17 protein-coding genes are annotated in these 24979 nt (G+C 37.2%); 9 read left to right on the top strand and 8 right to left on the bottom strand.

What is annotated here, in order from left to right; translation table 11 throughout:
• Positions 1-27: 27 nt before the first annotated feature.
• From KFE94_02220 to KFE94_02210, 3 genes are all read right to left on the bottom strand, one after another.
• A complete protein-coding gene (locus KFE94_02220; GenBank protein UTW66952.1) occupies positions 28-1593 on the bottom strand; it encodes a hypothetical protein in 1566 nt (521 codons plus the stop codon).
• A gap of 86 nt (positions 1594-1679) precedes the next feature.
• Entirely contained in the window at positions 1680-2966 is a 1287-nt protein-coding gene (locus tag KFE94_02215) for an adenylosuccinate synthase (protein ID UTW66951.1), read from the bottom strand.
• A 14-nt stretch (positions 2967-2980) separates the two neighbouring features.
• Positions 2981-3445, bottom strand: coding sequence for a transcriptional repressor (locus KFE94_02210; GenBank protein ID UTW66950.1), 465 nt, complete (start codon positions 3443-3445; stop codon positions 2981-2983).
• A gap of 225 nt (positions 3446-3670) precedes the next feature.
• On the opposite strand from KFE94_02210, the gene KFE94_02205 reads away from it, so the two are divergent.
• The 5 genes from KFE94_02205 to KFE94_02185 all read left to right on the top strand — a co-directional run bounded on the left by KFE94_02205 (position 3671) and on the right by KFE94_02185 (position 10901).
• Positions 3671-5227, top strand: a complete 1557-nt coding sequence (locus KFE94_02205; protein ID UTW66949.1) for a hypothetical protein — start codon at positions 3671-3673, stop codon at positions 5225-5227.
• Positions 5228-5335: 108 nt separating this feature from the next.
• A complete protein-coding gene (locus KFE94_02200; protein UTW66948.1) occupies positions 5336-5878 on the top strand; it encodes a heme NO-binding domain-containing protein in 543 nt (180 codons plus the stop codon).
• Positions 5871-8693, top strand: a complete 2823-nt coding sequence (locus KFE94_02195; protein ID UTW66947.1) for a PAS domain S-box protein — start codon at positions 5871-5873, stop codon at positions 8691-8693. Before KFE94_02200 ends, KFE94_02195 begins: the two co-directional genes overlap by 8 nt.
• A gap of 107 nt (positions 8694-8800) precedes the next feature.
• A complete protein-coding gene (locus tag KFE94_02190; GenBank protein UTW66946.1) occupies positions 8801-9979 on the top strand; it encodes an acetyl-CoA C-acyltransferase in 1179 nt (392 codons plus the stop codon).
• Positions 9980-10121: 142 nt separating this feature from the next.
• Positions 10122-10901: a C40 family peptidase gene (locus KFE94_02185; GenBank protein UTW66945.1), complete on the top strand. Its 780-nt coding sequence runs from the start codon at positions 10122-10124 to the stop codon at positions 10899-10901.
• Positions 10902-10933: 32 nt separating this feature from the next.
• Here KFE94_02185 and KFE94_02180 read toward each other — a convergent pair whose 3' ends face one another.
• The 5 genes from KFE94_02180 to KFE94_02160 all read right to left on the bottom strand — a co-directional run bounded on the left by KFE94_02180 (position 10934) and on the right by KFE94_02160 (position 15983).
• Positions 10934-12385: a TrkH family potassium uptake protein gene (locus KFE94_02180; protein ID UTW66944.1), complete on the bottom strand. Its 1452-nt coding sequence runs from the start codon at positions 12383-12385 to the stop codon at positions 10934-10936.
• Entirely contained in the window at positions 12385-13725 is a 1341-nt protein-coding gene (trkA, locus tag KFE94_02175) for a Trk system potassium transporter TrkA (protein ID UTW66943.1), read from the bottom strand. The genes KFE94_02180 and trkA overlap by 1 nt, the downstream gene beginning before the upstream one ends.
• A 195-nt stretch (positions 13726-13920) precedes the next feature.
• Complete coding sequence (locus KFE94_02170; GenBank protein UTW66942.1) at positions 13921-15006, bottom strand: BamA/TamA family outer membrane protein; 1086 nt, start codon at positions 15004-15006, stop codon at positions 13921-13923.
• Between the two features lie 59 nt (positions 15007-15065).
• A complete protein-coding gene (locus KFE94_02165) occupies positions 15066-15338 on the bottom strand; it encodes a hypothetical protein (GenBank protein UTW66941.1) in 273 nt (90 codons plus the stop codon).
• 57 nt (positions 15339-15395) lie between these two features.
• Positions 15396-15983 carry an aspartyl/asparaginyl beta-hydroxylase domain-containing protein gene (locus tag KFE94_02160; protein ID UTW66940.1) on the bottom strand — a complete coding sequence of 196 codons (588 nt, stop codon included), beginning with the start codon at positions 15981-15983 and terminating at the stop codon, positions 15396-15398.
• Between the two features lie 239 nt (positions 15984-16222).
• On the opposite strand from KFE94_02160, the gene KFE94_02155 reads away from it, so the two are divergent.
• From KFE94_02155 to KFE94_02140, 4 genes are all read left to right on the top strand, one after another.
• Positions 16223-16786, top strand: a complete 564-nt coding sequence (locus KFE94_02155) for a type 1 periplasmic binding fold superfamily protein (protein UTW66939.1) — start codon at positions 16223-16225, stop codon at positions 16784-16786.
• Positions 16776-19085, top strand: coding sequence for a TonB-dependent receptor (locus tag KFE94_02150; GenBank protein UTW66938.1), 2310 nt, complete (start codon positions 16776-16778; stop codon positions 19083-19085). The genes KFE94_02155 and KFE94_02150 overlap by 11 nt, the downstream gene beginning before the upstream one ends.
• 9 nt (positions 19086-19094) lie before the next feature.
• On the top strand, positions 19095-19505 hold the full coding sequence (locus KFE94_02145) for a transcriptional repressor (protein UTW66937.1): 411 nt from the start codon (positions 19095-19097) through the stop codon (positions 19503-19505).
• Between the two features lie 365 nt (positions 19506-19870).
• Positions 19871-24979 carry a T9SS type A sorting domain-containing protein gene (locus KFE94_02140; protein UTW66936.1) on the top strand — a complete coding sequence of 1703 codons (5109 nt, stop codon included), beginning with the start codon at positions 19871-19873 and terminating at the stop codon, positions 24977-24979.

Below are 24979 nucleotides of genomic sequence, written 5' to 3'. Positions count from 1 at the left end.
TTTTGAAGTTAAAGGTGGAACATTGAATTATTTTCCTTTACTTCTTTTGGCAATACGTTCGGGAACTTCTTTCCAATGGAAAATATCTTCACGTTTTGCCGGGCGCTCATCAATTCTCCAATAAAAATGACGTAGAATCTGCATATCCGGTTTCACTTCTTTCATAGGATGGAAGGTACCGTCAGGTTGTTTGAAGAACTTGATATTATTGATGCCTAAAGAATCCACATAGATGCTCATATTACTGCAATCCAAGCGGTTCATCCCCATCAATTCCTGATTTTCATCCCTTACATAGTAAATGGTTTGACCTGATCTATTCACATCAATTCTATAAATCTCATTGTTCTTAAAATGGGCATATAAAGATTTTCCTTTGACCTGATTATACAATGCAGAATCTTCTTCTGAAACCATAAACGCTTCTTCAAAGATTTGCATGTTTTGAATTACACCATCATAGGTTTTAATGACAATTTCTTTACCCGTTACCTGATTACTGTCAATCCAAACTACTGGAGTCACAAACATTCTGATGGTAGAATCCACTTCAGAGAAAGTTAAAGAATCACATTTTCCCTGAAGATCTGATTTATAAAACTGAACACGATTATATGCATGAATCAAACGGTGAGTATTCGTTGGATCATAGTCCGTATACATGGTATCCGAATGAAGATACAGGGAGTCTTCAGAGAAAATCAGCACCAATTCGATATGACCGGAAACCACAGATTTTTTCTTGATGTTATCGTATTTTGCGTAATCACCGTTAACCTGAGTATTGTTAGTAGTATCTAAAATCTCTACTGATCCAAATGCTTCTCCGGTTTTGGATTCCTGATGATAAATTACACTATCAGATTTTAATACCTGTCCATCGGATTCGATAACCACATCTTTAGAAAACGTAGACAATTTGGTCTTTTTATTATACCAACCACTGCTACATAAAATAGAGCTGGAATCACCATACATTCTTGTAGGTCCATGGAAGTATACGATGTCTTCGTTGCCATCATATTCCATGGTATCAGAGTAAATCTCGTAATCTTTGGTGATGTACTTTACAGAATCTTTAAAAAAGAAAGATTTGGTGCTGGAGTAATAATAGCCAATTTTACTATCTAATTCAGATTGGTCATCAGTATTGATGATGTGCCCTCCGCCATAGTATTGAGCCACATCCGTTTGTGTATTGAAGTCCAGGTGACGCGTCTCCAAAATCTGGCTTTCACTAATGAAAGTTACTTTGCCTCTAAGTTTACCCTTTTTGGTGTTTCCATTGTAAATCAGAGAGTCACCACGCATTTCGGTCTTTTTACGTGAATCTATAATTTTCACGTTTCCAAATGCTTTCATTGAATTCGTTTCGGAGTAAAGTACAGCACTGTCGCAATACATCAAAGATGAATTCTGCTTAAAGCGTACATTACCCTGCAAGATCCTAACCTTACCATGAGCTTCTTCGTCATATACCATTTTCTCAGCGCCCAACAGTTTCAGTTTGGATTTTTTCTGTCCAAAAGCAGTAGATGCGATACCAAGAAAAAGGATTATTAGAAATACGAAATATGTACTGGAAACCTTCAATGAATCAAGGATTTAAATTTGGAGGACAAAAAAAGTGATTAAACTTCAATCTAATCACTTTTTTTAAATTTTATTATCAAATCAGTTTAAGATAAAATGCTTTGATCTCTCACCAATGTTTTCTCTCTATCCGGTCCTACAGATACAATAGCGATAGGAACTTCCAGTTCTTCCTCTAAGAATTGAATGTAGTTTTTCAATTCCGCTGGAAAATCATCTTCAGAGTTCAAATTTTGCAGATCATCTTCCCATCCCGGGAAAGATTTATATACCGGCTCGATTTCGTTATCTACAATATCATATGGGAAGAAGTCGATTTGATCTCCCTGATACATGTAATGTGTGCATACCTGAACATTGTCAAAACCACTTAAAACATCTGCTTTAGTCATGATCAATTGGGTAACTCCATTAATCATAATTGCATATTTAAGCGCTGGCAAATCAATCCATCCACATCTTCTGGCTCTACCAGTTGTTGCGCCAAATTCGTGTCCTTTTTTTGCCAATTCCGCACCATTATCATCAAATAACTCAGTAGGGAAAGGTCCACTACCTACACGTGTACAGTAAGCTTTAAAAATACCGAATACCTCACCAATTCTATTTGGAGCTAATCCTAATCCAGTACACGCTCCTGCTGTTACTGTATTTGAAGAAGTCACATAAGGATAAGAGCCAAAATCAATATCCAATAGGGACCCTTGTGCACCTTCTGCTAATACAGAAGAACCACTTTTTAAAGCATTGTTAACCGCATGTTCGCTATCTACAAATGGAATTTGTTTTAATCTATCCACACCAATGAAAAATTCTTTTTCAAGATTCTCCAGGTTTGAAAGATCAAATCCGTATTGATTTAAGATTTTAATATGCTTAGCCTTTAAAGCATTATATTTCTCCTGAAATTTTGGATGCGTGGTGTCACCTACTCTTAAACCGTTTCTTCCGGTTTTATCCATATAAGTTGGGCCAATACCTTTAAGGGTAGATCCAATCTTTGTTTTTCCTTTTGCTTGTTCAGAAGCCGCATCCAACAATTTATGAGTAGGTAAAATAAGATGTGCCTTTCTCGAAACCTGAAGAACTTCATTGATGTTGACATTAAACGGCTCAAGCGCTTCTATTTCGTTTTTAAGTATAAAAGGATCAATCACAACTCCGTTTCCGATTAGATTCATCGTATCCGGACGGAATACTCCAGAAGGAATGGTGTGTAAAACATGTTTTTTGCCTTCCCACTCCAAAGTATGGCCCGCATTAGGTCCACCTTGAAATCTTGCAATAATGTTGTATTTGGGAGTCAAAAAATCAACAATTTTACCTTTTCCTTCGTCACCCCATTGTAACCCTAATAATACGTCTGCCTGCATTGCTGGTTATATTTTTATTTTGAATTTTCTTTATCTGATTGTTCAGGTGAAAAGTTAGCGTAGATGTTTAAAGAATGATATAAAACTTCCACCCCGAATTGTTCTGCGATACTGTTTTTGATCATCTGAATACGTGGATCACAGAACTCGATTACTTTGCCCGATTCCACATCAATTAAGTGATCGTGTTGTTTATTGGCAAAGGCTTTTTCGAATTGCGCTTGATTTTTTCCAAATTGGTGCTTACGAATCAAGCCGGAAGAAAGTAATAGTTCAATGGTATTATACAAAGTAGCGCGACTCACTCTGTACTTTTTTGTGGTCATTTGATTGTACAACGATTCTACATCAAAATGTCCATCATGACTATAAATTTCTTCAAGTATTGCAAATCTTTCGGGCGTTTTACGGTGTCCGTTTTGCTCCAAAAAGTTGGAAAAAATTTGTTTTACCTGCTCTTTTCTATCCGTGTTTTCCATAAGAAAAAATGACAGGCAATATTACCGAATTTGTGGGGTATAATAAAGCTAAAACTTAAGTTTTAATGTAAGTTATCCACCAGTTATAAAATCTTTAAATCATAAATTGTGAATGGAATGTGTAAATAAATCCTAAATGGAGTATAAATATATCTACCATAATCTTTTATAACTTGACAGAAAATATATTTTTGGATGCAATAATTAACAAATCAAAAATTAGTAATGAGATTATTCACATCATTTTTATTCGCACTGCTAACCTTAACCCTTGCAGCACAAAATAAGAGACCCGACCTGGAAATTATTATTGGAGAAGAAATTAAGCTAAAGAAGAAAGAGCTTATTGACAAGATCATTGGAAAAGACGAGGATGGAACCTATGTAATGGCCAAGTATGGCTCAGAGGTGACTTTGTTTTACTACGACAATGATCTGAACCAAAAGCGTAAGAATTCTTTTAAACTGGAATACCAAAAACATGATTTATGGTATAAAGGAATTGTTCAAATGAAAGATGAGTTTGTACTTTTTACAACTTATCGAGATAAGAAGGAAAAGATGACTTATCTGTACAGTCAGATGTTAGATAAAGAATCATTGACTTTTTCAAAACCAAAAGTTTTGGCGAAAGCATCTTACGAAGGTTACAAAAAGAGACAGTCTGCGCGTTATTCTTTTACGACTTCTGCTGATTCAAGTTATCTGTTGTTTGTGTCAGATTTACCAACGAACAAAGACGATAAAGATAAATTCGGATTCATTGTTTATGATAATGAAATGAATGAGGTTTGGAGTGAGAAAGAACTGGAAGTAGAAGAGGAGGAAGATGATTTCTACAGATATGACATGCAGGTAGGAAATGATGGAAAAGTATACTTGTTGGCTAAAGTGTATGATTCTTCCAGAAAATACAAAAGAGGGGAAATCAACTATTCTTTTAAAATGATGGTATACGATGAAGAAGGAGAGGGAGAACCTGAAGAGTTTGACGTAACATTAGAAGGTGAGCATGTTACTGATATCACTTTTGAAAGATTGGATAATGGTCAGATTCAGGTAGCTGGATTTTATTCAACGGATGGATACGGACAAAATGGAGTATTTAATATGCTATTTGATGCGGATTATACCATTTCAAATCAATCTACGACTGAGTTCCCAACTGATTTTATTGTACAGCACTCTTCAGAAAAGTCAAAGAAAAAAGCAAAGAAGAAAGAAGCTAAAGGTAAAGAAATTGAAATGTATTCTTATTCCATCGATGCTTTGATTGAAAATAAGGATGCTACGATTACCATGATTGCAGAACAGTATTATACCTATACAACATCTTATACTGATGCAAACGGGAATACACATTATACCACGCATTATATTTATGGTAATATCATTATCGTAAAGTTTGATGAAAATGGAGATGTAGATTGGATGGAGTTAATTCCTAAACGTCAACACTCGACTGACGGAGGATATTATTCTGGATATGCTTTAATGCAATTACAAAATGGAAATTTAGTATTTGTGTTTAATGACAACCCTAAAAATAGTTACTACGATACTTCAGGCAAATTCTATACATGGAATCCAAATAAGAAAAATACTGATGTGGTGTTGTTTGAGATTTCAGATGAAGGTCAATTGGGAAGGTATATTTTATACAAAGGGGCTGATGAGGAAGTGATTAGTCGCCCATATGTAAGTGTTCCTGTAAGCGAAAATGAAATGATTATTCTGGGACAGGCAAGAAAAGCCACCAAGTTTGTGAAATTGGTGTTTTAGCATTAGTTAAACTTATTTTATTTGAAAAGCCGTTTCCAATTCTATTGGGAGCGGCTTTTTTCATTTAAAATCTTTATTTTTAGGAACTCATTAACTAATCCATCAAATATGAAAGGAATTATTTTTACCGAATTCTTAGAAATGGCCGAAGAGAAATTTGGCTATGAAATTGTTGACGAAATCTTAGAAAATGCAAATGACCCTCATAACGGAGCTTATACTTCTGTAGGTACCTATGGGCATTCTCATTTGGTGCAATTAATTATAGAACTACAGAAAAAAACAGATGTTCCGCTTGAAGTTTTACTAAGCACTTATGGCGAATACTTATTCCCTAAACTGGTTAAAAGTCACCCGGATTTACTACGGGGTATTGATAGTACTTTTCAATTATTAATGAATGTGGATGGTTTGATTCATAGCGAAGTCAGAAAGTTATATCCGGAAGCCAATCCACCTCAAATCAAAGGAGAGCAAATTGATGAAAATACCATGAAGGTGAGATACGATTCTCACCGCAGTATGGGAGATGTGGCAATTGGATTGATGCATGGATGCGCGGCATATTTTGGGGAGAAATTAGAAATTGAAAAACTGGATGACGAAGGAAACAGCGTTTTATTTTTAGTGAAAAAAGTTCTTGATGAGTAAGACAGAAGATCTTTTAAAACGAAAGATTGAACGTGAAAGGCTGGCAAGGAGAGAAGCTGAAAAAATTCTGGAGTTAAAAAGTTTTGAGTTGTATGAGGCGAATCAGGCGCTTAAGCAACTCAATGCAAGTCTCGAGGATCAGGTTGAAGAACGATCACGCCAACTGGAGATCAATGAAGCACGTTTTAAATCTATCGTTGAAACTGCGTCAGATTTAATCTACAGGTTAAATGCAGAAGGGTATTTTACATATGCCAATCCGGTTACATTAAAGAAAACCGGTTATACCATTGAAGAAATAAAAAAGAAACACTTTACCGAGTTGATACTTTCCGGTCATCAGGAAAGTATGAGTAAGTTTTATTACAAGCAATGGGAAGAGAAGATTGTTGATACCTACAAAGAATTTCCTGTCATATCAAAAACGGGTGAATTGTTTTGGCTCGGGCAAAACGTCATGATGCAATTCGATGAAAAAGGAGATGTTTTGCAGGTCAATGCGGTAGCGAGAGATATTACAGATGCTAAAATTTCTCAAACCAGATTAAATAATCTGATTAAAAACCTCCATACTGCGGTCTTACTAGAAGATGAACAAAGTAGATCTGTCATTGTGAATGAAGCATTTTGTGAACTGTTTGGAATAGCTAAATCACCAACAGAGCTGATAGGCAAAATGGGATTTAACTTATTATCTCAGGTTAAAGGAGCTTTCGAATCTGAAAAAGAATATGAAGATCGGATTCAAGAACTTCTAACAGACAAAAAGTTGGTTATTGATGAAGAATTGGAACTTAAAGACGGAAGAATCATCGAACGTTCTTTTATCCCGATATATGTGGAAAACTACTATAGCGGTCACATGTGGAATTATGTGGATGTAACCAAACAAAGAAAATATCTGAAGAACCTCCAACGAAGTGAAGAAAAGTATCAGCGTATTATCACTAATATGAATTTGGGACTGATGGAAGTGGATACTGAAGGAATCGTTCAGTATGTCAACCGAAGTTTTAGTAAAATGAGTGGTTATGAATTGTCTGAGATACTGGGTAAATCTTCAACCGAGATTCTTTTGGATGAAGAAAATATGCCAATTATTGATTCTAAGATTGAGTCTAGAAAAACCGGGGTTTCCGATACGTATGAAGTAGCGGTAAGAAATAAGGAAGGAGATGAAAGGTGGTGGCTTATCAGTGGGGCCCCATTGTATAATGAGGTCGGAGCGGTTTCAGGATCAATTGGGATTCATTTGGATTTGACAGAGCATAAGAATCTTGAAAAGGAATTGATAGAATCTAAGCTGGAAACTGAGCGAACGGCTAAGATCAAAGAAGTGTTTTTAGCCAATATGAGCCATGAGATTCGTACACCGATGAATGGAATTATTGGGATGACCAGAATGCTTTTCAGGACTGATTTAAGTGATAAGCAGAAATTTTATTTAGATATTATTAAATCCGCATCAGATAACCTGGTGGTAATTCTGAATGATATTCTCGATTTATCGAAGATAGAGGCAGGGAAGTTTACCATTGAGAAAGAGGCATTTGATTTTAGTAAAATGCTGCACCACGCACGTCATGTCATGCTTCCAAAAGCAGAGGAGTCTGATTTGGAAATAGAAGTGATAGTTGCACCGGAAATTAATGCTTCGTTTTTTGGCGACTCCCATAGAATCACTCAGGTTCTATTGAATTTAATTGGAAATTCTATCAAGTTTACCCCAGAAGGAGTCATTAAAATTAAAGCGGATTTAATTGGAAATACTGTAGATCGACAACTGATTTCAATTGCGGTTATTGATGAAGGTTATGGAATGGATAAAGAGTTCCTGGATAAGATTTTTGAGAAGTTTACTCAGGAAGGAAGTTCAACCGCACGCAAATTCGGAGGTACAGGCCTAGGTATGAATATCTGTAAAGAGTTGGTGGAGTTGATGGATGGAAATATTGCTGTAGAGAGTGAAAAAGGAAAAGGGACTACTGTAACGATTCAATTGCCGTTAGAATTACATGAAGGGATTATCAATACCAAAGTAGAAGAAATAGATGCCAATAGTGTGAATCATTTAAAAGATAAAAGGATTTTAATAGCAGAAGATAACTCCATGAATCAAATGGTGGTAGAAGCTACATTAGAGCCCTATGAGATGAATTTAACTTTTGTAGAGAATGGAGCTGAAGCAATTGATATACTACAAACCGAAGAGTTTGATTTGGTTTTGATGGATGTACAAATGCCGGTCATGGATGGGCTTCAGGCGACTCAAATTATCAGAGATCGATTAAAAATGGATATCCCGATCATTGCTCTAACGGCAAATGTGATTGAAGGAGACGAAAGAAAGTACTTAAACTCCGGGATGAACGATTTTGTTCCTAAACCTTTTGAAGAATATCAGATCATTGGTAAACTGTCTTTATGGTTAGGAGTGGATTTGGAGCTTGAGCCTGAAAAAATGGATTCTGCAGATGGTCTCTATTCTATGGATAAATTGGAACAGATTAGTCGGGGAAGCGATGCTTTCATTAAAAAAGTAGTTGGAATTTTCATTAAAGAAACGGAACTGACCACAGGACAATTTAAAGAAGCACTTGAGCAACATGACTTTCCTGAAATCAAAAAGGTCGCGCATAAAATGAAACCGGTTATCGATCAATTGAGTATCTCATCATTAACTGATGAGATCCGTGAACTGGAAAAATGGGCTGAAAAAGGGGAGAATGTAGATCGAATTACCACTATAATCGAGAAGTATTGTGAAGTGATGAATCTGATTTCAGAAGATTTTCAGCAAAAGAAAATGAATTAGATTCGGTTTGATTTTAATCCTCGGGAAACACTGGAATTTCACTTTCCAAAGTATGTTGAATTCATTAAATTTGCAGCCGTAAAATTTGAATATTTAAAACATACAATATGAAGGAAGTATATATAGTTTCAGCGGTGCGTACACCAATGGGAAGTTTCAACGGAATCTTATCTTCGGTACCTGTAACCAAGTTAGGGGCAGCTGCAATCAAAGGCGCATTAGATAAAGGTGGTATCAAACCAGAATGGGTACAAGAAGTATTTATGGGTAATGTACTACAAGCAGGTGCAGGACAAGCTCCGGCACGTCAGGCTGCAATCTTTGCTGGAATTGAGCAAAATGTACCATGTACGACTGTAAACAAAGTATGTGCTTCAGGAATGAAAGCGGTAATGTTGGCTGCACAATCTATTATGACTGGAGATAACGATGTTGTTGTTGCAGGTGGAATGGAGAACATGTCTCAGGTACCACATTACATTAAAAACTCACGTGGAGGATTTAAATTAGGTGATTTTAAAGCGCAAGACGGTTTAATTTTAGATGGCCTTCAAGATGTATACAACAATTTCCACATGGGAGTTGCTGCAGATATGTGTGCCACTGAGTGTAATATTTCCAGAGAAGAGCAAGATGCATTCGCAGTAGAGTCTTACAAAAGATCAGCTGCAGCATGGGAAGCTGGAAAATTTAATGATGAAATTGTTCCTGTTGAAGTACCACAAAGAAGAGGTGAGCCATTAATGGTAACCGAAGATGAGGAGTATAAGAATGTGAAATTCGAAAAGATTCCAACTTTGCGTCCGGTATTCAAAAAAGATGGATCGGTAACTGCTGCAAACGCATCAACTATTAATGATGGAGCTTCGGCTTTGATTTTAATGAGTGGTGAAAAAATGCGTGAGTTAGGTGTAACTCCATTGGCAAAAGTAGTGAGCTATGCAGATGCAGCACATGAGCCAGAGTGGTTTACAACAGCACCATCTAAAGCATTACCAAAAGCATTGGCAAAAGCAGGTTTAGAAAACTCTGATATCGATTTCTGGGAGTTAAACGAGGCATTCTCAGTAGTAGGGATTGTAAATACTCAAAAATTAGGATTAGACCCTGCAAAAGTTGATGTAAATGGTGGCGCGGTATCGTTAGGACACCCACTTGGATCATCAGGTTCAAGAATCCTGGTAACATTAATCAATGTATTGAAACAAAACGGAGGTAAACGTGGAGCTGCTGGAATTTGTAACGGTGGTGGAGGTGCTTCTGCATTTGTATTAGAATTAGCTTAAACGTTTTATAAAATAACGTTTAGTTGTTAATAAGATCATTATAGATGCCCGACAAATTAGCAGACCAATGCTTTTATTTGTCGGGCATTTAAATTTCTTTCGAGTGATTCGATTTATTTAAAGCGGACCAAAAACAATTAGAATGAAGTACGGCATTTGTGCCTTAAGTATTGTCCCGTGCAGACTAGAACCTGCAGATACCAGTGAGATGGTATCTCAATTGTTATTTGGTGAAATTTACCGTGTAATTGATGAGCGTAAGAAATGGGTGAAAATCCGTGCGGCACATGATGGGTATGAATCCTGGATTGATCGAAAGCAACACAAAGAGATGAAACGTGAAGAGTTCATGTCTTTGGAGAAAAGCCCCAGGACATTTTCTATTGAACTCATTTCCTTACTAAAGTCGCTTCAAACCGAGACATTTTCTCCTTTGGTAATGGGAAGTGTTTTACCTCAATATTCTGAGGGGTTATTAGAATTTTCCGATCAAAAATTTGAATTCGAAGACGAGGTTTTACAACATCCAACGGTTGGAAGGGATTTATTGATAGAGACTGCATTTTTATATTTAAACTCTCCTTATTTATGGGGTGGAAGAACTCCTTTTGGCATCGATTGTTCGGGCTATTCCCAAATCGTATATCGTATGTGTGGAGTAGATCTTCCTAGAGATGCATCGCAACAGGCAGAGGTCGGAGATCGATTGAGTTTTATTGAAGAGGCAACTCCTGGTGATTTGGCTTTCTTTGATAATAGTGAAGGACGAATTACTCACGTAGGTATTCTACTTGGAGATAATAAGATCATCCATGCTTCGGGAAAAGTACGCGTAGATCGTATAGATCATCAAGGTATTTTTAATGATGAAATGTATGATTATTCTCATCATTTGAGATTAATCACACGCGTGATCAAATAATTTAAATCTTTGATTTTCGTATTCAACCCCACTTAAATCTTCTTCCAGAAGTAAGGTGTAAATAGGATAAGAATTGTAAATAATTCAAGTCTTCCAATTAACATCAAGAAAGACAACATCCATTTTGTGAGCATTGGAAGATGAGCGAAATTATCTACTGGTCCAACAGATCCTAAACCTGGTCCAACATTCCCTAAACTAGTAGCTACGGCACTAATCGTTGTCATAAAGTCTACCCCGGTTAAAGCGACCGCTAGTGATCCAAAAACGAATATAGATAAGTATACAATAATAAAAGCCAGAACATGGTGCGTAACGCTTTGACTTACCGCATGATCATTCAATCTCACCGGTAAAATGGCAGATGGATGGAGAATACGTTTCATTTCTAAAAATGAGTTTTTGATCATCACCAAATGACGTACAATTTTCACCCCACCAGCAGTAGAGCCAGCTGAACCTCCCAAGAACATTAAGAAGAAGAACATCACGGTAAGAATTGGAGCCCAGGACGTATAATCCGCGGAAATGTATCCGGTAGTTGTGATCACAGAAATGACCTGAAATGTAGCATCTCTAAAAGCAGGTTCAAATTCAGAATCCGTAAAAATCAGAATTCCAGCGGTAGTAAAAACAGAAAAAATAACTGTAAAAAACAGATATGTTTTGAATTCCTCATTCTTCCAGACCTTTTGGAAACGACCTTTTAGACCAAAGTAAGTTAGGGTGAAATTGACCCCGGCCAGGAACATAAAAATCATGACAACATACTGGATGTACGGAGTAGATTCATAGTGTGCCATAGATGCATTTTTTGTTGAAAATCCCCCGGTTGCCATGGTGGTTAAACTATGATTGATGGCATCAAAAAAGTTCATTCCACCCAAACGTAAAAGAACTGTTTCGACAGCAGTTAAACCTAGATAGATTAACCACAAACGTTTGGCTGTATCTGCAATTCTGGGCTTGAGTTTATCGGGGCTGATTCCGGGAGCTTCGGCAATGAATAACTGCATTCCACCAACACCCAACATAGGGAGGAGTGCAATGGTCAGTACAATAATTCCCATACCCCCAATCCATTGGGTAAGACTGCGCCAAAATAGAATCCCTTTGGGTACCGCCTCAATATCATTAAGAATGGAAGCACCTGTTGTAGTATAGCCCGACATGGTCTCAAAAAAGGCTTCATGAATGGTTTCAATGGACCCGCTGAGTAAGAATGGAAGCATTCCAAACGTGGACATCGAAACCCAGCCCAAAGCGACCACCAAATAACCTTCTTTTTTACTCAGTTCCTTCTTGTTTTTCATCCGCATGGTTGCCCATGTGGATAAACCCAGGATAATAGAGATTAAGCTGGCCGTAAGCAATGGAAAATAATCCTCTTTATAATAAATGGAAAATGGAATAGCGGTGAGCATAAACGCACCATTTAGCGCAATCAGCATTCCCAGAATTCCGAATATATTTTTAAAACTCATTAGTTAAAAAATTCTTCAACAGTATGAATAGCCTGACGAGAGCAGAGTACCACTACACGGTCTCCGGTTCGAATACGAAAATCTCCATTTGGGATAATGGAACGGTCTTTACGTACCACCCCACCAATTAAAGCGTTTTTAGGGAATTTTAGATTTTTGATATACTGTGTGGTAATCTTAGATTTTTCTTTTACTACAAACTCTACAATCTCGGCATCCACACCATGAATACTGGTGATAGCCATAATATCTCCTTTACGAATGTAACGGAAAATAAAGTTTGCCGCGATCAGTTTACGGTTGATTAAAGTATCTACACCAATATTTTGAGAAAGGTGGATGTAATCTACATTCTCAACCAATGCAATGGTCTTTTCAACACCATGCTGCTTGGCTACCAAACTGGAAATAATGTTTGTTTCAGAGTTTCCGGTTAAGGCGATAAATGCATCCATATTTTGAATCCCCTCTTGTTCAATAAGGTCGGAATTTCTACCGTCCCCGTGAACAACCAATACATTTGGCATTTCATCAGCAAGATCAAAACATTTGTGCTTATCCTGTTCAATGAGTTTGATATTATACTTCTCACTTAGTTTTTTAGCGGCATGTCTGGCGATGTAACTACCACCAAGAATCATCACATTTTTGATGACCTTCTTTTTGATATGGCTAAAGCTCAATACACGATCTACCCCTTCCGGATTTGCAAGGAAGTAAGCATGATCTCCTGGCAAGAAACTATTGTTTCCATGCGGAATGATTGTTTGTCCGTCACGCAATAAGGCTACGGTAATAAAATCATTGTTGGGATTGAGATATGCTAATTCAGCTAATGTCTTGTTTCGTAGAATACACTGATCATCTACCAGAATACCTAAGAGAGTCAACTTACCATCTTCAAAGTCAAAAACATCGGTTAAAACCGTGGAGTTTAAAAGTCTCTTGATCTCCTTTGAAGCCAGATATTCAGGAGAAATAATCTCATCAATCCCCAATTCTCTAAGGTAGGCACGTTCACGGTCTTGTAAGTATTCCAGATTTTTAACTCTGGCAACTGTTTTTTGAGCACCCAGATGCTTGGCAAAAATGGCCGTAGTGATGTTTGTTTCCTCAGAGGACGTGGCAGAAATCAAGAGCTTTGCAGATTTTATATCTGCTTCTTCCAATGATTTATATGATGTACAGTTTCCCTTTACGGTGGCCACATCAAGTTTAGATGAAATGTGTTTTAATTTTTCCTCATCCATGTCAATTACCGTAATCTCCTGGTTTTCGTACGATAATAGCATGGCCAGGTGAAACCCCACATCTCCTGCTCCGGCAATAATAATCTTCATCCGATTCTATCTAATTTTATCTCCTTTTTTGAGGCGTCCAATATACATGTAATTTATACAATATCATTCACCTATGTTTCTAATCCTTAAAGCTTGAGATTAGACTTTTTTTCTATGTGTAAATGTATAACCGTTTCCCTTTCCAGAATATGATTTAGATACGGAATAAATTAGGATAAGGATCAACTTTTTAGACTAAAAAGACTCTCCAATTTTAAAGTATAGTCCCCAATCTCCTTTACCTACAGCGACATCCATCCCGACATTTAAATGATTTTTTTCAAAAACCATGTATCTAAATCCAGTTCCAAGTCCAGGTAAAATCAATCCATTGTCTCCATCGTTGATAGATCCAAAAATGGAAGCGAATCCTAAAAAGCCAACGAATCCCAACTTTTTAAAAGGATTGTAACGATATTCTCCCTGAACGGCTATAATTTGTTCTCCTCTATATTTTCCTAATGAATACCCACGGATATCAGTTTGTCCAACCACAAATTGCTGATTAAAGTTTAAATCTCCAATTCCAAATCCCGTATAGATTCGGGTTCCAATAATGTCTTTTTTGTTTTTCATCTCAATGAAATAATCAAAGTCCATTTCGATTTTTTGAGATACGAATTCATTATCTAAAAATTCAGGGAAGGTGGAGTAGTCCAGATTGGCAATAAAACCATTATGCGGGTAATACACATTATCTCTGAGGTCGAGGGAAGCCACAGCTCCCAATCCGTTTAAATAATCTTCTTGTTGAGGTGCGTTGGCAATGTCAAAGTTGGTAATCAACTTGGTATAAGTGTAATTTGCCCCTAGATATAACTGCTTGTAAACTTTCCGTTGAAGTTCTACCATAAAGAAAGTGGCACCCGTGTTGTAATCGATATATCCGGGAGAAAATGGCATGTCCAGAAAGAACTGGAAGTTAATATTTCCTTGTCCTCCAACTAATGTGGCACGGTACCTATCTTCATTAAAATAAAAACGGTTAAACTGAACCACAAACCACGATTGTGTGGTGGTGTACATTCCAATAGCTCCGGATAATGATGATGGGGAAATCGTATCCTTTTTACTCAGATTATACATGGCAATTGGAACGGCTCCAACAGTAAATCCCAAACTCCGGTTATAATCAATATAAGGAATTGGCATGAATTTGAAATTTTCATCACTTCTTTCATTATTCCCACCTCCGGTGCTTGGCACACCCTGACTATATAAGTTAGATGCACAACAACTCCAAATTCCAATTAGAAGTAAAAAACGGTACAATACTTTCATATTGATGGCTTTAGTTAAACGCGTCAAAAGTAGTATTATTCATGCATACAGGTATGCATTTACTTATGCGGTATCTGAGGTTTTCTCTTTTCGGTTTTGACGGGAATACTGGAATCAACTTTAGAAATAAACCTAGCTGTTCCATGTTTTTTTCTCATTTTTTCAGCAAATACAATTCCTAGAATAATGCCAGTAATAGATAGTAGAATACCAATGACAAGTCCATAAGGGTCATTTAAATATGCAAGTGTGATAAGCCCTAATATAACCCCAATGAGCGTGGGAGAAATAAATATCCGAAGCCAGAAGAATAGCTTAAAAAGCTTATCCATATTGCAAGAAATACAAGCAAAAAGTCCCCTTAAAATAATATTTAAGGGGAACCTACTTTAATTGTCTAATATCATTGAACGCACCCAATCATTAGGGATCATATCAATAGATATGTTAATTCGTTCAGTTTCTCCTGGATTTAGAACTTCGTGTGGATCTGTTAATCTCATATACCAACATTCTCCATTTTGCATTGGTACATGGGTATCATTTAATAAAAACTGAACCTGATCATTGGAATAAACCGGTATGGTTAATCTGATTACAGATTTTTCTATCTCTAATCCTAATGTAGGGTCAGTATGACGTTGTAAAATACCTCCCGGTTCTAGTCTCAGTATTCTAACCAGAGTTACGTCAGTATGTTTTCTAAATGTATTGATAACTTCGGTGAGGTAGGGGCTACTTTCCAATTGTGGGGTATTTAGCCATTCGGTCCAGGAACCATCTGCGTAATCATCAGCGGGTGGAGGGAATGGACGAGAAGGATCCACAATATGTGCGGGAGAGCGTAATGGAATTACATTATAGTGGGTAAATTCTTCCAGATTCATGTTACGAATTTCTTCCAACATTCTTTCCGCATCAAATGTGAGTGGAAGTTTCACACGGTCATTAATAGCCTCGGTTGTTTGAGTTGACATAGTAAATGTTTTAAATAGAGATAATAAATTAATAAGTCTATCAGACCTTTACTGTGTGGTTGGAGCAATAGTCTGGTTAATATGGTAAAACTAATATTTTTTACGACTTGAATAGAGATTTTCTGAAGTATTATGTAGGTTGAAAGCGCATTTTGAAGATAAATAAAAAATTAATTAAAGTTTAAATGCAACATTGTTGCATTAAATACTATGTTTGCACCGTCATAAAAAATATTATCATGAAAATTAAATTTTTTGGAGCGTTAGCGATTAGTTTATTAGTAGGATTGTCAGCTTGTAAGAAAGAACAAGAGACTCCACAAGTCCCAAATGAAGAAGAAGTAATTACCACATTAACTTATACTTTAACTCCTACGGCAGGGGGAACACCGGTGGTATTGAGTTTTAAAGATTTAGATGGAGATGGAGGAGATGATCCTGTGATTGTTAATGGTGATTTAAAGGAGAATACAGAGTATTCAGGTGTGATCCAATTATTAAACGAGCAAGAATCTCCAGCAGAGGATATTACGCTGGAAGTTGAAGAAGAAGGAGATGAGCATCAGTTTTTCTTTCCAAATGATATTGCTGGTTTACAGGTAAATTATATGGATCAAGATAAAAACAACAGACCAATCGGAATTAAAACACATGTTGTTACCGGAGCACAGGGAAGTGGAACACTTACTGTAGTTTTGCGCCACCAACCGGACAAAACTGCTCCTGGAGTATCTGATGGAGAGATTGCAAATGCGGGTGGAGAAACAGATATCCAGGTAACGTTTAATGTGAATGTACAATAAGTTTATTCTTTTATTTTTTTTATCAATCGGATTTTTAACCGGTAAAACTCAGGAATGCAATTTTCACATTCAAGGTGAAGTACTGGATGATCAAACCAGCCAGCCAATTCCGTATGTAAACATTTACATTAGTGAATTGCAACAAGGGGATGTAAGTGATTCTGTCGGGCAGTTTGTTCTTCATAATTTATGTACCAAAGTTTATCAAATAGAAATAAGCTGTGTGGGTTATTCAGCACAGCATCTAAATGTGTCGGTAAATTCCGATACGAGTTTTACGGTTAAACTCCGACCTAATAGTGAGGTTTTACAAGACCTTACCATCGTAGGAACTTCGAGTACAGCATCTACCCAGGAAACGGCTGTACTGGATCGTTTAACGATCACAGAGAATAGTAACAAGAATCTGGCAAATATGCTGGAAGATATTTCTGGGGTAACCACTATAAAAAGTGGAAATAAGGTTTCGAAACCTGTTGTGCAGGGATTATATGGAAACCGATTGACTTTATTGAATAATGGAGTTGCGCAAAGCGGGCAACAATGGGGAGTAGATCATAGCCCTGAAATAGATCCTTTGGTAGCTTCAGAAATTTCGGTAATCAAAGGAGCAAGTGCGCTGGCTTATATGGGAAGTTCATTAGGTAGCGTAGTGATTGTTAACCCTGGAGATATTCCACACGAAGAAGGCTGGCACGGGCGTGCGTTGTATGTGTATGAAACCAATGGACGTGGACATGCAACGAATTTACAACTGAGAAATTACAAAAATGGTTGGGCCTGGCGGGCAAATGTTACATTAAAGCAAAACGGAGATTTGCATACTCCGGATTATTACTTAACCAATACCGGTAGCAAAGAAGCGAATGGTGCTTTTCAAATTGAAAAAAGATTCAATGATAAATGGAAGGTAGATGCCTATTTAAGTTCTTATAATACGGAAATTGGGATTTTAAGAGGATCTCATATTGGGAATACCACTGATTTAGAAGAAGCCTTGCAAAGAGAAGAACCCTTTTTTACCAGGAGTACATTTTCGTATGATATTGAAGCCCCGCGTCAGTTAGTGAATCACCAGTTGTTAAAGCTACATTCAAAATATACGATTGACAGCACACAATGGGTAGAAGCGACCTATGCAGGGCAATGGGACCTCCGAAAAGAGTTTGATGTACGAAGAGGAGGGCGTTCGGATATTCCGGCATTAAGTCTAAATCAGTGGTCACATTTTTTAGAAGGTAAATACCATGGGTACTTTGGTGAATACTGGAGTTTGGTCGGAGGAGTTCAATACCGAAGCATAGATAATACGAATGATCCGGAAACGAATATATTACCTTTAATTCCGGATTATTTGTCATACGAAAATGGTGTTTTTGCTATACTTAAAAGACAATGGAATAACTGGGAAATAGAAACCGGTGGGAGATGGAATAGAGTAGACCAAAGAGTGGTGAGAATTACAAATGGATTTCCACGCGAAATTGTACGTTCTGAAAATGTGTACAATACATTCGGAATTCTGGGGGGAGTTACTTATCAAGTCAGAAATGACTCTAAATTAGCTTTTAACATTGGATATGCATCCCGAAACCCGGAGGTTAATGAGCTTTATAGTAATGGCTTACATCAGGGAGTTGGAGGAATTGAAGAAGGCGATCCTAATTTAAAAATTGAGAAGTCGTTAAAAACAACTTTATCCTGGAGGAGCCAATTAAGCACCAAATGGAATGTTTCGTCCGAATTATATTTCCAGTCTATTCAGGATTATATTTATTTAGCTCCACAAAATGAAATTAGGCTTACGATTCGTGGTGCTTTTCCGGTGTTTAAGTATGAGCAAACCTTTGCACAAATTATGGGGTGGGATGCAGTTGTGGTATATAAACCAATCGAAGCGGTTGAAACTTCATTGAAATACAGTTGGATCAAAGGTGAAGATCTGACCAATAATTTAGGATTGATCAATATGCCTTCCAATAGTCTATTTGCTTCTGTAAAATATGCTTGGAATTTGAATGGATTCTTTTCTATCCTCGACTTCTCGTTGACCAATAAGTATGTTTTTGAGCAAACCAATATTGTTGAGGGGCAGGATTTCGTTTTACCTCCTGATGCATATAATTTGGTAGGGATGAAAATATCAGGTACCGCTCCCATGAAAAAAAGCGAATGGCACTTTTTTATCCATGTCGATAATTTATTCAACGTAAAGTATAGAGATTATTTAAACAGACAGCGTTATTTTGCAGATGATTTGGGAAGAAGTATTGTATTCGGTGCTTCGTTTTCTTTTTAGTAGAATAACATGGAGGAATTAAAAGCATTACTTAGAAATAGGAATTTGAAAGCCACGGGGATAAGGCTTGAAGTATTACAGATTATTTCTGAATTTGAGAGTGCGATTCCGTATACCGTTCTGCAAAAACAACTAACTAATTTTGATAGAGTTACACTGTATAGAACCCTGAACAGTTTAACGGATAAAGGAATTATTCATAAAGCAGCCATTGACGAAAACGATACCTATTACGCTTTGTGTGAACATACTTGTGATTCAACCCATCATCACCATGAACATATTCATTTTAAGTGCGTGGAATGTAAAACGGTATCTTGTTTGGAAATAGAATCTTCATTTCAAATTCCACTATCCAACCATGACATCCATCAAATAGAGGTGGTTGCTACTGGTGTTTGTGAGAATTGTAAGAAGTGAGTGATGAGGGAAGAGTGTTGGGGCACGAGTAGGGAGTTAACAGTATTGAGTTATATAAAAAATAACTTTCACTACTCACAACTGATAATAAATATGTAATAAATGTTTCTTTTTGATCCTTTATGTAATTTTAACTTATTGTTGTTTTTAACTCTAATACTTCAAAACTGACGTTGATATTTTCTTTTTTCAATTCTATCTATTTTCTTAAATCGAAATTTTAAATGTTTAAAATATTGTTTTTTAGTGTTTTGATTGTGTTTTATGGTTTTTTCTTTATTTTATAAAATACGTGTTTATACGTATATGAAATATTAAAATGAAGCGATAGATTTATAGCCTTAAAACTAAAATTATATTTAACTATGAAGAAAAACTACCTTTTAGTAGGTGCCCTATGGTGTTTAAGCCAGGTAGGACTTACACAACCCGTAGATTCCATCAGAAGTATGATGGCCAACCCGGAAAGCGATTACCTCGAATTGCAACAAAAGATGAATAATTATGTGACCGGAGGAGGAACAGTAGATCAAAGTTTGATTAAAGCCTATAACCGTCATCAAGCGTATTATGGTCCATATTTGGGAGCAGATGGAACTGTAGATCATTTTTATCCCGGTTTTTTAACACAATCTGCAGCATTGGCTCAACCTTTACCCAATATTAATGGTTGTGGTGTAGGGCCATCAAAAGGATGGCAAAGTTTGGGACCTAACATGGTAGATAATCTTATAGCGCCAAATCAAGGGAATTCTTATGCCATTAATATGGGGAATAATGGAAGGCTAACTAGTGTGGCTATAGATAAAGTGAATAATTTGGTATATGCTGGATCAGAATCTGGTGGTTTATGGCGTAAAACCATTGGGACGGATAATTGGGAGAATATTACCGATAAAATTGGTTTCCCGGCATTGGGAATTCAGGAAATAGCGATTCATCCCACCAACCCCAATGAAATCTATTGTGCCACAGCTTATGGCGGATATCAAGGAATGCATGGGTATGGAATTGGTTTGATTCATACCACGGATGGAGGAGATACCTGGGAGCGAATTAATTTTTCGAATAATCAGTATGATAAGGAGGCTATAGCAGTGGTGTATACTGATTTTCCTCCCTATACTTTATTTGCCAGTGTAGGAAATGAATTGTATCGATATGATGGAAATAATTTTATAGAAGTGTTTTCAACACATCCCAATCCTGCTCCGGGTTCAACCTACCGAAAACTGATTAGAGATATTAGATTTGTTGCGCCTCAAAATGGTGCTCCAAGACGTATTTTTATCAGTACTCATGATGTTTTTGCTTTTCAAGAAGCGGAACTTATGTATCACGATCTGGATGCGACAAATAATTTGCAACTAGTAAATAATGCAAACAATTGGCAAACGGTGAACTTGATTAAAACAAATCCACATAACGTAAAACGTATTGCGATTGATATTTCTAGAAATAATCCGCAAAGTATTATAGCCAGTTATGGAGAAGGTTCCGTAGTAGAAGTCATTAAATCAGATGATTATGGTATTACCTGGGCCAGTGTGTTTAATACGAATTCTGCTACCTCTAGAACGGGAATGAATTTTTATAGAAATGATATCGCATTTTCAAAATTAACCTCAAATAATAATCAGGTATTTTATAATGCTGCTGTTGAATTTCTTAAAACCAATTTAAATACAGGAAATAAGTGGAAAACAGTTCCTGGTTTTCATGACGATGTAAGAGACATTGAAATTATTATACGCAATGGAGTTGAAGAAATTTGGGTAGCGCATGATGGTGGCCTCCACCGTTCAACAGACCAAGGGAGCACTTGGATACTAGAACATAAAAATATGACGATTGGGGAGTATTATGATGTTGGAATTGCGGAAAGTCATAGCGATATTATTGCTGGTGCTTTAGATATTGGTACTCATTGGAATAAAAATGGAGTTTGGTTTGGGTTTTTACGTGGTGGAGATGGATCACCTGCATTGTTTTTTGATGATGATGAAAATTATGGTTTATTTCATGTTAACGGTGATCCTTATTATTTTGATAGACAAAACGAGCAGGCTTTTACGATCGCCTTTTCTCAAAGTAATAATGAGGTTTTTATGGGATGTCCGCAAATTCAAAATCCCGTACATGGAGATCGAGCTTTGCTAGGGCAGTACGATTTATTTGAATATGATTTGACGGCTCATAAGAATGTAAACTTCCAAACCAGTTTTGTTACTCAAGGCCCTCCAATTTATACTAAACTATCCAACTTCGGAAATAATAAAATCACCGGAATTGCGATGTCGCATAGTGATGAAAATGTAATTTGGGTATCAAATGTTAGAACCGGAGAGAATAATGCATCATTATATAAGACGACAACCAAGGGAGGGCCATCGGGCACCGATTGGACAGATATGTCTTCTACATTAACGATTGGTTCTAATCATATATTAAACTATAATAACGGTGACCAACATATTACAGATGTTTTGGTTGATCCGGACAATCAAAATCATGTGTATTTGTCTATTAGTGGGGTTGTTCCCGGAGCGTATAAAGTGGTTCGTTCGTTGGGTGGAGGAAACAGTTGGGCTGATTTTACCGGATCGTTGCCGAATGTGGCAGTACATGAATTGGAGATGATTGATGCCTATCCGAATAATGTTTTATTGGCTGCAACGGATTTAGGGGTGTATTACCGTGTATTAGATAACAATTCTGATTGGGAATGTTACAATAATGGATTGCCACCAACGATTGTAAAAAACTTTGAAGTCAAATATTGTACCCGCGAATTATATGCAGCAACGATTGGACATGGGATTTATAAAGCAGATTTAAGTGATTTATGGCCGCAGAAAAAAGTAGGAACCGGAGGCGCTACTGTAAACTGGACAACTAATCAAACATTTTATTCTGATGTGGTAGTTGAAGAAGGTGCGACCCTTAATATTACCGGAGCCACCATCTCTATGGCCGGAGGAGCCAAGATCATTGTAAAAAAAGGTGGGAAATTAAATGTTTCCAATTCTATATTAACTAGTTATTGTGATGCATTTTGGGGAGGAATAGAAATCTGGTCAGATCCAAATGCACAAACGCAATATTGTAACTCAGGATGTTTGGTCGGAAAAGTAGTAATCCAAAATTCAACTATTGAAAAAGCAGATATCGCGATAAATAGTGATCAGGATGGCGTATATGTCAATGGAGGAGGCGTGATTAATGCCACCAATGTACATTTTTTAAATAATAGAAAAGCCATTGCATTTGCCAAATTTGAAAACCATAGCCCAGGCACTTCTACGGTGATGGATAATGCGAGTCGTTTTAAAGACTGTATCTTCGAAATTGATGCCAATTATATGTTTGATGTAAAGCCCCCACGTGATCAAATGATTACGGCATGGGAAGTACGAGGAGTACAATTTTACGGTTGTGATTTTAAAAACACCTCAGGACAACCTTTGGAAGTAGCGGGTATTTACCTGCATAATGCGCATTTTGTGGTGACCGATTATTGTACCAATAGCAATATCCCATGTACGAGCCATAAAAAATCAACATTTAAACATCTGGCTTCAGGAATTACGGCTTTAAGTACCGGATTGGACTACCATTTTGTGGTAGATCATGCAGAGTTTACGGATTGTCGTTTTGGGGTGGCCACATCTGCTGTAGATTATGCGGTGGTGACCAATAACCATTTTGAAATTACCAATGATTTTTTGTTTCATAAACCGACTGCGATATTTCTGGAGAATTCCGATCAATATACCGTGCAGGAAAATTTTATAGAGAATACCATGATCAATTATTCTCCACCGGAACCACCAGTTGGGATTCCATTTCTGGGTGATGACCGTGGGATTGTAGTAAAGAACTCAGGGGCTGGAAATAATGCCATTTATAAAAATACCTTTAAAGAAGTATATGTAGGCAATACGGCTTTTGGTACTAATTTTAATCCAGGTGAACCAAATAAAGGTTTGGAATATGGGTGTAACGAATTGGCTGGTTCTAAATATCGAGACTTTAATGTGTATACCATAGATCAACCAGGAGGAATTGCAGGAGCCCAAGGGGGCAATAACCGTCCGGTAGATAATATGTTTACTTCCAATATAGTAAACCCGGAAGGGCATATAGCAAATGATGGGGCTAATCCAATAATTTACTATCACAGAGCAGATGATGGAGGGTATGTATTTGAACCGCTTAAAATTAGTGGAAATGTGACTACTTCTCAAGTGAATATTACATTCAATATAAATGACCACTGTCCTTCCAGGTTGGGAAATGTCATGGATCAAAATCCTAAGGGGTTGGCGACCGGAGGACGTTCGTTACTGATCCGAAATGATTTTGATGGGGCATTAAATGCATATAGCCAGGCCAAATATGTATATGTGAGTACGATTGATGGGGGAGATACCTATGGTTTGTTAAATAGTGTGCAAAGTAGCAATGCCCAAACGGCCTGGGATTTACGAACGGAGTTGATTAATGCCTCTCCTCTAAGTATCGAAGTGATTATGGAAACCATTGAAGAAGGTGTATTGTCCAATGCGTTACTGCATGATGTCATTATGGTCAATCCACATGCGGTACGGAATGAAGAAGTGATGCATGTATTGGAAACCAAAACCAATCCGATGCCGGCATATATGATCAATACGCTACTTGGAATTTATGAGGGGCAAACGCAAAAAGATGTATTAGAAGCTGAAATGGCAAGTGCCATGCAAGATGCCCGTGAAGCGATGCGTCAAATCTATGTAGACTGGCGTGCAGATTCTATTGATCCATATGATGATAGTTTATTGATTTACAATCAGCAACTCCATACTCCGGAGGCCGATTGGAACAGTGTGGCGTATCTGGTCACGCGTGGAAATCTGGAAGATGCACAGATCGTTAAAAATGCGATTCCGGGTAAATTTGAATTGGGAGATTGGGCGACCAATCAATATGATGTGTTGAATGATTATTACAATACCTGGATCAATTTGATTCAGAACGATGCGGTACAAAATCCGAGTGAATCACAAAAATCTGCTTTAGAACAGTTGGCTGCGCAACCGGAATTAAAAGGAGGACGGATGGCAAAAAACTATTTAATGTGGTTAAATGAGGAAACGTATTGGCCGGTATTGCCGGATGCTCTCGCAGGGAAAAAAGCATGGCGTAATCCACGTGCACCAAGGGTAGAAACACCACAAAAGACAATGGAGATGTATCCTGTTCCGGCCAATAGTTATGTCACGTTAAAAATGCAAAATATAGAGGCACAAACATCTGTACAGATTCAGGTGATCAATACGGCTGGTCAAGTGATGTTGACCCACCGTGATCAGGTGCAAAATGGGATGGTCATAAACTTAATGACACAAAACCTTGCGCCCGGATCGTATTTTGTGTTAATTTACCAAAACGAAGTTTTATTTGAAAAACAACCACTTGAAGTTATTCATTAA

The organism is bacterium SCSIO 12643, assembly GCA_024398135.1.
Classification (GTDB): Bacteria; Bacteroidota; Bacteroidia; order Flavobacteriales_G; family Salibacteraceae; genus CAJXZP01.
Note: the sequence above shows the minus strand (reverse complement) of the source record. Positions and strands in the feature narration are given on the sequence as shown.